Origin of the sequence: Comamonas testosteroni (assembly GCF_014076415.1) — a bacterium.
Classification (GTDB): Bacteria; Pseudomonadota; Gammaproteobacteria; order Burkholderiales; family Burkholderiaceae_C; genus Comamonas; species Comamonas testosteroni_F.
In genome coordinates this window covers 4,942,058-4,955,951 of record NZ_CP043568.1, presented here as the reverse complement: position 1 = coordinate 4,955,951, position 13,894 = coordinate 4,942,058, and the positions used below count along the sequence as shown (strand labels likewise).

The following is a 13,894-nucleotide window of genomic DNA, read 5'->3' as shown; positions in this document are numbered from 1 at the left end:
GACTGAACTTTCGGTAAGTGCATTTATTGTTTAGGAATCTTGGCGTCGGCTACAACCTGGCGCCACTTCTCAAGCTCATGGCTAACCATGGCTTTCATTTCTTCAGGCGTGCTGCCTCGTGCTTCACCGCCGATGTCTTCCAGACGTTTGCGCACAGAGGCCAGTTGAAGCGCCCGCTGCGTCTCGGTATTCAGACGCTCGACCACTGCGCGCGCAGTGCCGGCAGGCGCCATCAGCCCTGCCCAGGAGCGCACGTCGTACCCAGCCACACCTTGCTCAGACACTGTGGGGACATTGGGCAAGCCTGGCCAGCGCTGTGCACCGCTAGTTGCAATCGCACGCAGCTTGCCAGCCTGGATGTTGGAAAGAACGGCTGTTGGCGGAGCGATGATGAAGGACACTTCATCCCCCAGCAGGGCGGTGACGGCTGCGGCGTCGCCTCGATAAGGCACATGCATCAAGCTCACGCGTCCCATCTTGGCCAGCAGCTCTCCAGCTAAATGATGGGTGGAGCCCACTCCAGCTGTGCCATATGCGACGGTACCCGGTTCAGCTTGGGCCTTGGCAAGCACCTCGCGCAAGCTTTGAAACTTGGACTTTGTATTGACCACCAACAGGAACGGAAAGAAAGTGACCGTTGAGATCATCTCAAAATCACTTACCGAGTTGTAAGGGAGCTTGTTGTACAACGCACCGGCCACCGCATGACCACCAGTCGCCATCAACAAGGTGTAGCCATCGGGCTTGGCACGAGCCACCGTGGTTGCCGCAATGGTTCCACCAGCCCCGGTTTGGGCCTCCACTATCACGGGTTGTCCCAGGGCCTTACCAATCTCCGTACCCACGGCTCGGGCGATGGAATCAGCATTTCCGCCAGCGGCAAAGCCCTGATACAGCTTGATCGCCCGATCCGGATAGGTCTGAGCCATAACCGGAAGTGTTGACCAGGACAAGGCCGTCGCACTGCTGGCGACGAGGAAGTGTCTTCTATGCATGTTTGTCTCCATGGGTGGCGGCCTCTTTGGGCCTGGCTCTACCCGTGTGAAGTGGATGAAGTCTGAGGGGATGGATTAGGACTGCGCTATCACTGGGTTGCGCAGCAGACCAATGGCTTCGATCTCCACTTCCACGACGTCGCCTGCTTTCATGAACTGCTGAGGCTTTTTGCTCCAGCCCACGCCAGCCGGAGTGCCTGTGATGATCACATCGCCCGGGACCAGCGTGAAGATGGTGGAGGCATAGGCGATCAAGCGTGGGATCGAGAAGATCATGTGTCCTGTGTGGCTAGACTGCACCACGGCACCATTCAGGCGTGTCTCGAGCTTCAATTCACGGCCTGGCGAGATTTCATCGGCTGTCACCATCCAAGGGCCAAAGGCCCCGGTGGACTCGAAATTTTTGCCCGATGCGATCTGCTTGGCATGGAACTGCCATTCCCGCACGCTCGCATCGTTGTAGCAGCTGTAGCCGGCAATGTGCTCCCAGGCATCCGCCTCGGCGATGTCGCGGCCGCCCTGGCCAATGATGACGGCGAGTTCACCTTCCCAGTCCAACGAGTCGGAAACATGGGGACGCACGATCGGGCCTTGGTGTGCAGTCTGAGAACGCCACACACGCAGAAAAATCGGGGGCTCCTCGGAGAGTTCTCGCTGCATCCCTGCAGCCAGCACTTCCTGGTGATGATCCATGTAGTTACGCACTGCGCAAACGATCTTTTCTGGACGAGGAATGACTGGCAAGAACGTCACGTCGGCCAACTTTGCATCTGCAACCAGACCATCTGTCAATGCATCGCGGCGCACGAAGTCAGGGCTGGCGATGAAATCGGCAAGCGTGGCATAGCCCGTACGAGCAGCAAGCTCAGCGACACCATCGGCAATCACGACGCCCCAGGTTTCACGGCCGGCGAGCGAATAAGACATCAGTTTCATGGGATTCCTTCAAGCGATAAGGAGTGGTGAAAAGGATGCGGCTTTGGTGCAATATTGCATCAAATCCACTTTGTGCATGAACTTATTTTTGTGCATAAAAATAGTTTTGATGCATAGGGTTTGCCCCAGGTGCCAAAAAATGCACAAAAAAAATGCTCACGACTCGTGAGCGTGAGCATTGATTCGAGGAGGAATTTTTAAGCTGCAGCCAGCTAGCAGCTAGACGTCCACATTGGGGGAACAGCAGAGGGCTGCCATGCCGACATGATCAGCATAAGGATGGCTTCAACAGCATTCGCCTGGCGCCGGCCAGCTAAGAGAGCGGCCTCTACGTCAGGAGATAACTCGGCGGACATTTCGCTGAAACATGGAATCAGCTTGGCTGCTTCTCCACCTTTTCCAGAACCTCCATCACATTCCGTTGCGTACTGAGAATATGTTCCTCCAGTAGCGCGCACGCTGTGTCTGCATCCCTTCGCAGCGTGGCATCCATGAGCTTGCGGTGCTCATTTGATTTGTGCTTGAAGGTCTTGCGAAAGCGAGCTGAATAGCGGCGATATCGTTCAGCCTGATCGAACAGGCTGGCACTCAATGTGCGCAGCCGCTCGGAAGGAGTGGCCGAAAGCAGCGCCATATGGAACGCCGTGTGCATATCGGTCCACCCCTGGTCCAGCACCACGGGGCCGTCGCTAAGCCGGCTTTCCACTTTTTCTAAGCGGTGAAAAGCGCCCACAACCGACGCTTCCCATGCGTCATCTCCAAAGGCAATTGATTCACGAAGCGCTTGCGAATCCAACATGATGCGCATGCGCGTGATATCGGCAAGATCGTCGGCAGAAATGGCGGTAACTCGAAAGCCTCGGCGCTCATCGGCGCGTATCAATCCCTCTTGGGCCAAACGGCTCAGAGCCTCTCGCAGCGGACTGCTTGAAAAGCCGTAGGCTGTCTGCAACTCATCGAGCTTGAGCTTCACTCCGGCACCGTATGTGCCGTTGAGCACATCCTGACGCAGTTGCGCAAATGCCTGATCGATCAAGGTCGGGGCTTTGGTGGGGGCGTCTTTTTTATACATGTTTTTAATTTTATGCATAAACTTAAGAGATTGAAAGAAGGAGTAAACCTCAGTGAAAGTAGACATCAACACCCCGGTTCGCCTCGTTGCGATTTCAGGCAGTATTCGGAGTGCATCCCACTGCACAGCAGTACTTCGCAGCCTCACCCCACTGCTTCCACCAACAGTCACCATGGAGTTGTTGCCCCTGGATGACGTCCCGCTATACAACGGTGACCTCGAAGGGGACACGCCACCGCCAGCAGTGAAATGGCTCAAGACTGCGATTGCAGAAGCGGATGGCTTGGTGATCTGCTCGCCCGAGTACAACTACGGCATCCCTGGTGTGCTCAAGAATGCGATCGATTGGGCATCGCGCCCTGGGTTTGCGTCGCCGCTCAAGGACAAGCTCGCACTCATCATGACCGCATCACCTGGCACGGCTGGTGGCGTTCGAGCCCAGGCCCAGATCCGAGACGCCCTGTCCGCGACGCTTGCTCGTCCATTGGTGCGGCAGCACATCGCCATTGCCAATGTCGCAACCCGTATTCAGGATGGAAAGCTGGTGGACGAGCCGACCCTGAACTTCATCAAGGCAGGCTTGGACGATCTGATCAATGAGATCCGCTGGCAAGCTGCACGGACAAAGCAAAACTGATCCAGCCTCGGCTACGAGGGCACTATCGAAAGCTGTTTTGCATTTATCAAAGGGCGGCCCCCTCGTATCCATGCATCGCCGGTGCTAGGCACTCCTGGCGCACGGCGTTGCAGCACACCCAGACACCGGATTCTCGCCATCCTCGCGGTGAAAATTTGTCGCCGCCCAGAGGCTTGAGGTGCCCAAGCCCTTGAGGCCCGCAGAGGTCAGATCGCCGGACCCACCTGCACACCGCTGATTCTCCCTCCCCGAAGCCAGAAGACGTCATGCAGGTTTACCAACCTGGAAAGAGCTTTTGTTGAATATTATTTTGTGCATAAAATACACTTTACGCACAAAACATTGAGTCCGCACGCTAACCTCTTGATCCCTGAGCAGGATGGCCGCGTGTGACGCAGTGGCTTTTTCCGCCCTGACTCGGCAGTCGAGCAGTGGCATTCAGACTTCGCGCATCGGCGTCTTGGTCTTTCACAACCCGAACGGAGCTATTTGTGAATCAGCACGATTTATTGATCAACGGCGAATGGACAAGAGGGGCGAGCTACGCGCCGAACATCAACCCCTCCAACCTGGAGGACGCCATCGCTGAATATGCGCAAGGTGATGCAGCGGATGTCGACGTCGCCGTCGCTGCTGCTACGCAAGCCTTTCCAGCCTGGGCAGCCAGTAACATCCAAATGCGCTCGGATGCACTGGACAAGATCGGCAATGAACTTCTTGTACGCAAAGAGGAGCTTGGAACGCTGCTTTCACGTGAAGAAGGCAAAACCAAGGCCGAAGGCGTGAGCGAAGTGACCCGCGCCGGCCAGATCTTCAAGTTCTTTGCTGGCGAGTGCCTTCGGCTTTCTGGGGAGTTGCTGCCTTCGGTGCGTCCGGGTATTGGTATAGAGATCACACGCGAACCGGTGGGCGTAGTCGGCCTCATCACCCCCTGGAACTTTCCGATGGCGATTCCTGCATGGAAGATTGCACCTGCGTTGGCCTTCGGGAACTGTGTGGTTCTGAAGCCAGCCGAACTGGTACCTGCCAGCGCCTGGGCCCTGGCGGACATCATCCACCGCTCTGGTGTCCCGGCGGGTGTGTTCAATCTTGTCATGGGCCGCGGCAGCGTGATTGGCAGCGCATTGGTTGAGCACCCAGGCATTCATGCCATCAGCTTCACGGGCTCGGCTGGTGTCGGCCGTCATATTGCGGCTCGATGCGTTGCAACTCACAAGAAAGTGCAGTTGGAGCTGGGAGGCAAAAATCCGCAAGTTGTGCTCGATGATGCCGACCTCAGCCAGGCCGTTGAACTATGCGTACAAAGTTCCTTTTACTCGACCGGCCAGCGCTGTACCGCTTCGAGCCGTTTGATCGTGACAGATGGTATCTACCCACGGTTCATCGAGGCGATGAAGGCCCGCATGGCGCCTATCAGGATTGGTGATGCACTTGACCCAGGTACTGACATCGGACCGGTTTCCTCTTTGTCGCAGTTGGAGCAGAACCTCGCTTATGTCGAGATCGGCAAGAGCGAAGGCGCCACTCTGGCAACAGGAGGCGAGCGATTGCAGCTCGGCAACGATGGCTACTACATGTCGCCAGCCTTGTTCAGCGAGTCATCCTCCGAAATGCGCATCAACAACGAGGAAATTTTTGGCCCGGTGGCCAGCGTGATCCGCGTGAAAAACTATGAGGAGGCTCTGGCCACCGCCAACGATACGGTTTTTGGTCTGTCAGCGGGAATCGCCACGACTTCCTTGAAGCACGCGACACATTTCAAGCGCCATAGCCAGGCCGGGATGGTGATGGTCAATCTGCCCACCGCAGGAGTTGACTACCACGTTCCTTTCGGTGGACGCAAGGGTTCGAGCTACGGACCGCGCGAACAAGGTCGCTACTCCCAGGAGTTTTTCACTGCTGTCAAAACCTCCTACACCTGTGCCTGAACAGGCAGCTCGACTGCCATCGGTGCCGTGATTCCTGTATACCCAATCCAAGATATGACTAATACCCAAGCCGAATTACCCCAAGTCGAAGCCCAGATTCTGGAGCGCGAAAAGCAACGATGCGATGCCATGAAAAGGGGCGACTTTGATCGGCTCAAACAGTTGCTACACCCGGACCTCACACATGTCCACGCGAAAGGCCAAGTGGATAGCTATGAAAGCTATTTTCGCTCTGGCGGAACGCACGTCAACTATGAGCAGATCGATCGCTCCAATCTTCGCGTCCAGGTCCTGGGAGAAACTGCCGTGATGACTGGCCGACAGCTACTGGTCGCAGTCAGAAAAGATGGAAGCGGCACCGTTCGGATTGACTCTCAGGTTCTTCAAGTCTGGACCCAACACGAGGGCCAATGGCGTCAGATTGCCTTTCAGACCACGCCCACTGAAATGAGCATTGCTTGAGCAGTTCGTCGCAACTGTGGTGCTGCAAATTAACTGGACACCGTCAGAAGCCGTTATTCATTTGATGAACCTGAGTGACTGCTTAGGCCGGTAGCACCAGTTCGCGGACCTCGCTGACAGCTGACCTTTCCGAACTGGCTCGCGTGACGGAGTGCCTGCTTCCTGGCGCATACACATACTCACACTATCGGCCAAGAGCAGACACCCACAGTGCACCTCCGAACTACAGCTTCAGGCTGATCTGAGTCATTCAAAGTTCGGCTCCTGAACAGCAGCAACTGCCAATACCAGACATTGAGCGCCGCGTAGCCGCACCCTTTGGAATCGGCTGCTCGACTGCACGATTCGATGGGAACCGACTCGAATTTCTGTCGACTGCGACGAGGCTAATAGCGCTCCGATGTAGGCATATACGCCTCTCTAAACGGCTGGATGCAGCACGTACTTCAAGGGAGGATCGCTTCGCCCGCTCCCTGCGGAAAACCTTCCTGTTTGCGGAATACTGGATCTTTCAGCCTTTGCGCTAACAGCGCGAGTAAATGCTCGCTATGCGCGTCGTCGCAGACGAAGGTCTGGCCGAGGCATTGTCGGGGCGAGTAGATAACAAGGCTGCGCTCGCGGAAAATATGTCAGACATCGAGTGCTTCCTCGCCTGTTTCTTCACTTTCCGTTCGGTGTTCGGCAGACTTCTTCGGTTTGATGGCAATGGCGACTGCCTTACCCGTTTCTAGGGTTGCTCGGATGACATCCTGAAGAACCGTCGACTGGCTGGGCGTCGTACCAACCCACGCCTTGGACACCACGGTTGTAAATGCGGTGTTGTCGAAATGGCGCTTTGCGTTTTCGTAGGTGATCCGCAGACCACCCCTCGGCCCCTGGATGCCAGGGTCGTTCTCCAACAGCTTCCAGTAATCCAGCGGCAGGTACATGCCGGGCACCAAGCCTACGTCATCCGGGTTGAATACAAGCCGGGAGCAGAGCTTGAGGAAGAACGGGTTTTCGGTCAGCCGGTAGCCGCCAATGTCGGTGTTGGGCGCACATGCCTTCAACGTGCCGAGCACGGCATCCATGCGGTCGAGTTCTTCTTTCAACTGCGCGTCGGGCAACCGATAGACGGCTTCGGCTGGCCTGTTGCGCCTATCTTCACGCTCCATCGCCTTGTACTGAACCATCACAAAGCTCTGGTAGGTTTCGTTGAAGTAGATGAGATCGGTGCCGGTTTGCTCTTCGAGCGGAAGACGATTGGCAAGGATGACGGTGAGGCGTTCTGACGTTTCCTCCGACTCGAATACCGCTGCGCCATAGGGGTAGCTCTTGACTACCTCAAAGCCCGGCAGGTTTTGCAGGTCGTTGACCACCATCGGGTCTTCGCGCAGCCGAACGCTGGGCAAGCCGTCCAGAAAGGAGACCGGCGTTTCATCCGAGGGCGCCCATTCCTGAACGGGGTCGCGGCTAAGTCCGGCAATCGACAGCGCCGTCAGCACAGCTTCTTTCTGCTGTGCCAGGTTCTTCCTTGCCTTGTCGGGCAATCGCCGGATGCGGGCAGTTCTGGTTTCACTGAACCGATCCAGCAAGGTGCTGGCTTGGGGTGCAAGCTGTCGGAGAGTTTCGACAACAGCGGAGAAGCCTTTCTCGGTCAACAAGCCGCCCGACTGGAACCGCTTGCGGATGGATGCTGCGTTACGCTTCGGCAAGCGGTTGAGCAGCTTCCGAATTGATATTGGCTCCGACAGTTCCTCAGCTTTGTCGATGTTCAATCGGCTCAAGCCTGTCCCGGCGCGCACGCCGCGACGACCCAGACCAATGTGCGTCAACTTCCCAGCATTAACCACAAAGCAAACCAGTGGTGCGGTTCGGCTGTGTTGAAAGTCAGCGACAGGCTCAGCAAACGTCCGCTCTTCGGCCACACATCCAAGGAATGTGTCCACTCGTTCTTTAGCGAGGAGTACGGCAAAGCCGTTTGCCTTGGCCATTTGACTAGCTGCCTGCCTGGCCGGTGGCCTGTTGTGCGGCGTATTCCCTCATGCCGTTGCGCAAGATTTCGAGGAATGTGTGGTTTCTGCTTTCGGCATCTGCCACGATGGCATCAAATGACACGACGAAAGTCGGAGTCGGGACCACCGTTCCATCCGGTCGTTCGGTTCGAAATTCCTGGTAGTAAAGTTTCCCCATGGAGAACAGTGGTGCCCAGTTTTGCTGACGCAGCCGAGTTCCCATCGTGTCGCTGATCTGGATGACGGCGTAGTACCAGATCCTCTGGATATTAGGGCAATGCGACGCCAGTTTCACCGCACGATCAAGCAGTTGATTGATGGCATACTGATTTTCTTTTTCATCGTCCGTTTTCTTCTTGATTTCGATGACGACCACGTCCACTGCGCTGGTATCTTTTGGATCGGCGGAGAAGATCATGGCAATGTCCGGCCTGCCCGCATCTTTCTCGCATTCTTCGTCGAGCCGTATGGCATTGACGACGGTATCCATCCGCTGCTCGCTCAAAATGGTACGAAACACCATGAACTTGTCATCCAGCAACCAGGCGTTGTTCTGGTAAACCTCCGAAGGCATGGCTTCTTTCGAGAATTCCTTGAATCTCGGGACGATGAGATTGTGTATTTCGGATTCGGCATTGTCGGCCGTCATTTCCTTCATACGGCCGATGATCTTGTCGCGGTACAAGATGTATTCGGTCAACGTGCGCGATGACAACTCCAGAGATTTCTCATATGCTGCTTCGGTCAGTGTCTCGCATTGCAGCACCTGCTTCTGAGCGCGGAAGAATTTCTGCTGCGCTATATCCAGAGCATCATCACGATCAATCAAGCCAACGGTATCGTTTTCGAAGTAGCCAAGAAGATGTGGGAATTGCTCTTCAAATTTTCCCTTTACCTCTTCATTCTTCTCCGTGATCTTCGGAATTTTTTCTGCCAACACCTTGCCAACTTCCCGGCGCAAGACGCGATAAAGACTCGCCTCTTGAAGGCCTTCCGGCAGTATTAGCTTTTGACGCGAACTGTCAGCATTGGAGTGAAACATCTCCGACTCAAACAGGAACACACCCATGTGCCCAGGCGGGAAAGACGATGTCGGTATCAAGTTAACTGGAATCGTCCGACCATCAATACTGAAGGCAACAAGTAGGCTTCCTTTTCCCGACACCGGTTCGACGTGGTAGTACATGTCAATGGTCGAAAACGCATCCAGAGAATCATCCTGGATGGTGATCTTGGTCATTGAAGGCAAGTCATCGGCTGTAATGAGCGTTTCGTGTGGAAAAAACTCCTTTTGTGCGTTGCTTTCTATGGTCTTCAGCTTGATCGAAATGTTGAATACTGTGCCATCACGCTTGCGCGCATCCAGTGTCGGCAGGAATTGCTCAATCAAGAGTGGTTTGAGTGCGTCGGGCTTCAAATCGTCATAGGATTTGATGCGATCTTTTGCAAAACCATTGAATGCCAGCGTTGTTTTGGCTGGCTGCTCATCTTGCAAATTTTCGAGTGGTGCATTGCCATCGAAACCATCTTTAAAGATAAAGCTCCTGCGCCATTTGTCGCGGGTGCTGGTGACCTCTACCCGACTGAAGTAGTTGAGGAATACCAGGCGCCCAATGCCTTTGTGGAACTTGTCCCTGGGTCTCAATAGCTTCCTGAAACGTTCGAAATTTTCGTCTGTGAACCCATCGCCATTGTCTGAAACCGCGATTTTTAGCGTGTTCGGCTTATCGAACGCCTGTACATCAATATCGATGGACACTTCGGTCGCACCCGCATCAAGCGCATTGGCTAGCGCCTCGAAATAAACCAAGGTCAACGATGGGTTGGGGAAAAAAAGCCTGATGGCCCCAGCGGTTTCAATATCCAATGCTTTCCTCCGTTGGGTCCGTCACTCGATCACAAAGCTCCGCATGGTGACATCATTGCCTTTGCTACGGTGGCTAAACAGAGTCGAGGTAAGCGCTACCGAATCAACGTCTTCGCCGCATTCCGTAGCATGCATAAAGGTATTGCGCAGCTTGCGCACTCTACCGAGTGTATCGTGCAAAGACTAGCTTGGCTGCAAGGGGCCGGAACGCATGTAAAGCCGGCTTCGCAGAAGACCGCCCCAGGGTGGGAGGCGCCTGTCTTCGCTCACTAAAGGAACGGTTGCTTCGATCATTTGCGGTCGTCGCCCTTGGCCCCCTCGACCTGCTGGCTGCCAGCCATTAGTTGGAGCAGAAGATCCGCATGGCAACGTTCGCTCTCGCTGCCGACGTCTGAAGCGCTCCCAGGAAGTACACCATCTGCAGAGATAGGGGTGTTGGGCCGCTTGGGCGAGTGAGCTGCCTTATGAGCTCTGCTTTGCTAAGGGTGCGGCCCGCGAAGATCCAGATTTCCTTGGCGTATTGAGCAGATTGGATTCCGCGCTTGATCTCGTTCCATGTGGTCGCGAGGTCAGGGGTCGCAGCTCTCAGTAGGCGATGAGGAACTTGCTGGTGATCATCTGTGGACCATGGCGATTGCCACCAGGCGGTTCGGTCCATAAGTCGTGCGCCTCGTGCCATAAATGCGAGGGATGCCATGGCTTGCCGGCCAACGATCTGCATGGCGCTGACGCTCATCTGGCTGTTGTTGACCTTTGCGTGAATGAACACCACGCGCCTTGGCGATTCACCCATGCACATGAAATCTGCCTGCTCCTGGCCGCCGTCGTCACACACCAGCGTATCAAACGTATCGATTTCCTGAGAGAGCGTCGGATCCAAGGTACGCAGCGGCCGCTTTTTGGCCGTCGAAGGCGCGCCATGTTTTGAGAGACCGAACTCCGCGAACATGCCGCCGAATACCGAGTGCGCCACCCATTGCGCCGCCGTTCCGCCCCCCTTCTCAGATGTGACCCGCTCAAGCCATGGTGAAGGCGTCAGCATCTCCAGAGGTGACCCTTCCTCACGGCCTTGGGCAATGGCGACGATGTCCAGTCCCGTACGATAGAACAACCGTTTGGCATACGTGAGGTCCGATCCGCTCGGTATGACCCGAAATGCCTGCTCCCTGTTAAGAGCGCGGACCAGTGACGCGGGTTCTGTCGACGGTGCGCTCGGATCTCTGACGAACGCGTCGAGTTCAGGCGATTCAATGTCGTACCTCCCTTTGGGCCGGACATTGCCGGTGACCGTGTACGTGATCTTCCCACTCAAGTTCTTACCGGCGACGTCCAACGTGAACTTTCCTGAGCTGTCAACGTCAACGCAGGTTTCCGCTTGTCGAAGCGACTCGCATCTCGCGGCATGCCAGCCTGCCGTGTCGACGGCGTTGTCCAGCAGATCGTAGAAGTCGAAAAGGACGTTCATCGGCTCTGCGTCCTGGACGGCCGGTGCAGCCACTGAACGAGCGAATCGGTCAAACACGCCACTCACGGGAGCGTTCGAGTCAAGGATCGCGGCCAAGAACTGGAGCCACGAGAAGTACTCGTTCACCGAGCGCCGCTGCGTGCGGGCGCTGTAGTCGGAAACACTGGCTCGGTCGATTGATAGGTAACGGGTCACAGGCGTGTTTTGCAGCCGCATGGATGCTCGCACTGAATGCAGCGCCTGGCTGTTCTGTGAGAGGTCGAAGAAGTCGCTGGCGAAATCGTGCATCCGGGCTGTGATGGAACGGACCGCGGTCTTCGAGAGGTCCAAGCCAATGGCGGACGCTTGTGACACCCTGGACGCGACGCCGGTCTGGTCCGCCGGGATCAGGCGCTGCAGGTGCTCCGCCGACTCTGGCTCAAGCCCGAGAGCATCCAGCTCGATCACGATCCCCTCGGTATCCAGGAAGAATACACGTTGGCCGATCTGGGCGATGACCATCACGCCCAGGCCCCAGATGGGCAGCGAGTGTCTGACCAGGAGCTCCGAGTTCTTGCAAGTTAGGTAGTGAATCAACCGGACTGAATTAGTCTCTGCAGCGCCGGGCTTGAGGATCGTCACGTGATACCGGTCCTCGAGCTGCATGGCGTCGGCACAGGACTTCGCCAATTCGTCGAGCGTGGCGTGGCCGGAGTACCGATAGATCGACGTTCTCAGCGGGACCGCGAAGTCAGCGAATTTCGGAACTTCGTAGGGGTCGTTCAGCGGGACGCGCTCTCGGAAGTCGCCCGCCAGGTACTGATAGGGCGCCACGCTCTCCAAAAGAAGCGAGGGTAGGTTCGACTCTTGCTCGAGAGCCCGTTTTGGATCGTTGGCGAAATGCCTTTCATAGCGGGTGTATCGATCAAAACGGGCCTGAGCGTCGGCTTGGATGTCCGCGCAGGCGAAGACCGTTGCGATTTCCTTGCTAGGTGCGTCGCGGTCAAGCACTCGGATGACGCGGCCGAATTGCTGGATGGTCGCCCGTGAAGCGGTGAATGCCTCATAGATCGCGACGGTGGCGAAGGTGCTGTTGTCCACACCCTCCAGGAGTTTCCATTGATGGAGCCAGTATTCGACGGGCGCGGCCTCGGCCGCGTCCAATGCCGGCTTCACCGTTTGGAACTCCAGCTTGTTCACATCGTCGCGCAACACGTTGTCATGGATCAGCACCGCCTTGCGACCTAATGTGCTAAGCGCGTCGCGCATGCGTTGCAGCGACTCATAGTTGGCGCAGCGGACGATCACGCGCCTGATGCCGAGCCTGGTAGGCCAGTGCTGCTTGTCGAGGACGTTGGTCTTGAATGCAATAAGGGCAGCGGCAAAGTCGAGGGGACTGCAACTGGCTTTGGGAAGATGCTTGGCATCGGCGAATGCGACGCGGCGGATCAGGTGATGGCTCGTCGCCTCTTCGTAACCAAGGTTGAACGCGTAGTTGCCACGCACCTGAAAGTATTTGAAGTCATTGCGGTACGGCGTCGCGCTGAACAGTACCGTGGGGCGCGCCAGAGCACGAATGCACTGTGACCAGACGAACGCTGGCTCGTAGTGCCCCTCATCAACGATGACAAGGTCGAAGTCGGCCAGCACAGCCCGGACCATGTCAGCATCGGGTTGTTTCCATTCAGCCGATCTAGGTGCGTCAGCCGGACTTTCCTCGCGCTCGTTTGGGTAGGCGCCAGTCAACCGATGTGCTGGGCGTGGAGGCCTGAGGATCTGAGCCAGTGCACTGAACGTGCCCACCACGATCAGCCGCTGACCCTGGGGATAGGCGCACAAGGCCGATGTCATCGATGGCAGCAGCCTCATTACGCCATCGGCTGCCATCTGCGTGTCCTTGGGCTCTGCATCACCAGGGTTGATCTTGCTCAGCCCCGACTTCCGGTACATGAGGCCAAAATGCTTCCAGAACCTCCAATGAACGTCCTTAAGCATCTGGTCAACCAGCGCTCTCCGTGGCGTGATGATCAACGTCCTGCGGACCTTTGGAAGCGCGCACGCCAAGGTGGCGATCACGCCGGACTTTCCCGTTCCTGTGGGCATCTTGATGAGCGCAGACTCCGTGGGTGTCGTCCCCTCGACAGCGCCAAGATAGGCGACTGCCGTTCCCACAGCACGACGCTGGGGCGCCCAGAGGCCATTCGTCGGCCGATATGAGGTTGAATCGGTAGCTGCTGTCCAAAACTTTTGGCTCATCAAAGCCGTCATGGCTTGCTCGAAGTACTGCTCTTCGACCGCACCCTTAATGGCAGGTAAACAGCAGGTACCACCGAGGCGGGACATGTCACTGCTCGAAGGGTCAGCGATGTCTAGATCAGATCGTTTCATTCTTTTATAACTCCCGTGTCACCAGCGGCATCAGGCAGTGCGACGCAGCCGTACCCTCGTCTGCGCCGCGGCCATCCAAAGTGTTAATAACGCCCCCATCTGACAGCCGTTTGATGAAACCCATAGCTGGTATGGCGACCCGAGGATTTTGTTGATGAGCCGTACCGGCTT

9 protein-coding genes are annotated in these 13,894 nt (G+C 56.4%); 3 read left to right on the top strand and 6 right to left on the bottom strand.

Going from position 1 to position 13,894, the window contains the following annotated elements:
• Positions 1–23: 23 nt before the first annotated feature.
• The 3 genes from F0P97_RS22845 to F0P97_RS22835 form a co-directional block, all read right to left on the bottom strand.
• The gene (locus tag F0P97_RS22845; protein ID WP_232538027.1) at positions 24–1,007 is read right to left on the bottom strand and encodes a Bug family tripartite tricarboxylate transporter substrate binding protein; all 984 of its coding nucleotides are present in this window, start codon (positions 1,005–1,007) and stop codon (positions 24–26) included.
• Positions 1,008–1,070: 63 nt separating this feature from the next.
• Complete coding sequence (locus F0P97_RS22840; protein ID WP_182284437.1) at positions 1,071–1,931, bottom strand: fumarylacetoacetate hydrolase family protein; 861 nt, start codon at positions 1,929–1,931, stop codon at positions 1,071–1,073.
• 373 nt (positions 1,932–2,304) lie between these two features.
• Complete coding sequence (locus tag F0P97_RS22835) at positions 2,305–3,021, bottom strand: GntR family transcriptional regulator (protein WP_182287294.1); 717 nt, start codon at positions 3,019–3,021, stop codon at positions 2,305–2,307.
• Positions 3,022–3,055: 34 nt separating this feature from the next.
• Here F0P97_RS22835 and F0P97_RS22830 point away from each other — a divergent pair, with 34 nt between their 5' ends.
• The 3 genes from F0P97_RS22830 (at position 3,056) to F0P97_RS22820 (ending at position 6,030) form a co-directional block, all read left to right on the top strand.
• Entirely contained in the window at positions 3,056–3,640 is a 585-nt protein-coding gene (locus F0P97_RS22830; protein ID WP_182284436.1) for an NADPH-dependent FMN reductase, read from the top strand.
• A 491-nt stretch (positions 3,641–4,131) separates the two neighbouring features.
• Entirely contained in the window at positions 4,132–5,568 is a 1,437-nt protein-coding gene (locus F0P97_RS22825) for an aldehyde dehydrogenase family protein (RefSeq protein WP_182284435.1), read from the top strand.
• A 54-nt stretch (positions 5,569–5,622) separates the two neighbouring features.
• Complete coding sequence (locus F0P97_RS22820) at positions 5,623–6,030, top strand: nuclear transport factor 2 family protein (RefSeq protein WP_182284434.1); 408 nt, start codon at positions 5,623–5,625, stop codon at positions 6,028–6,030.
• 629 nt (positions 6,031–6,659) lie between these two features.
• Here F0P97_RS22820 and F0P97_RS22815 read toward each other — a convergent pair.
• The 3 genes from F0P97_RS22815 to F0P97_RS22805 form a co-directional block, all read right to left on the bottom strand.
• Positions 6,660–8,003: a hypothetical protein gene (locus F0P97_RS22815; RefSeq protein ID WP_182284433.1), complete on the bottom strand. Its 1,344-nt coding sequence runs from the start codon at positions 8,001–8,003 to the stop codon at positions 6,660–6,662.
• Positions 8,004–8,007: 4 nt separating this feature from the next.
• Positions 8,008–9,891: an ATP-binding protein gene (locus F0P97_RS22810; RefSeq protein ID WP_182284432.1), complete on the bottom strand. Its 1,884-nt coding sequence runs from the start codon at positions 9,889–9,891 to the stop codon at positions 8,008–8,010.
• A gap of 340 nt (positions 9,892–10,231) precedes the next feature.
• Positions 10,232–13,678: a DEAD/DEAH box helicase gene (locus F0P97_RS22805; RefSeq protein ID WP_182284431.1), complete on the bottom strand. Its 3,447-nt coding sequence runs from the start codon at positions 13,676–13,678 to the stop codon at positions 10,232–10,234.
• Positions 13,679–13,894: the final 216 nt, after the last annotated feature.

What these genes read in the sequence shown, in the direction of transcription:
- F0P97_RS22845 (WP_232538027.1), bottom strand. Translation starts at nt 1,007, where the DNA reads ATGGAGACAAACATGCATAGAAGACACTTCCTCGTCGCCAGCAGTGCG.
- F0P97_RS22815 (WP_182284433.1), bottom strand. Translation starts at nt 8,003, where the DNA reads ATGGCCAAGGCAAACGGCTTTGCCGTACTCCTCGCTAAAGAACGAGTG.
- F0P97_RS22820 (WP_182284434.1), top strand. Translation starts at nt 5,623, where the DNA reads ATGACTAATACCCAAGCCGAATTACCCCAAGTCGAAGCCCAGATTCTG.
- F0P97_RS22840 (WP_182284437.1), bottom strand. Translation starts at nt 1,931, where the DNA reads ATGAAACTGATGTCTTATTCGCTCGCCGGCCGTGAAACCTGGGGCGTC.
- F0P97_RS22835 (WP_182287294.1), bottom strand. Translation starts at nt 3,021, where the DNA reads ATGCATAAAATTAAAAACATGTATAAAAAAGACGCCCCCACCAAAGCC.
- F0P97_RS22805 (WP_182284431.1), bottom strand. Translation starts at nt 13,678, where the DNA reads ATGTCCCGCCTCGGTGGTACCTGCTGTTTACCTGCCATTAAGGGTGCG.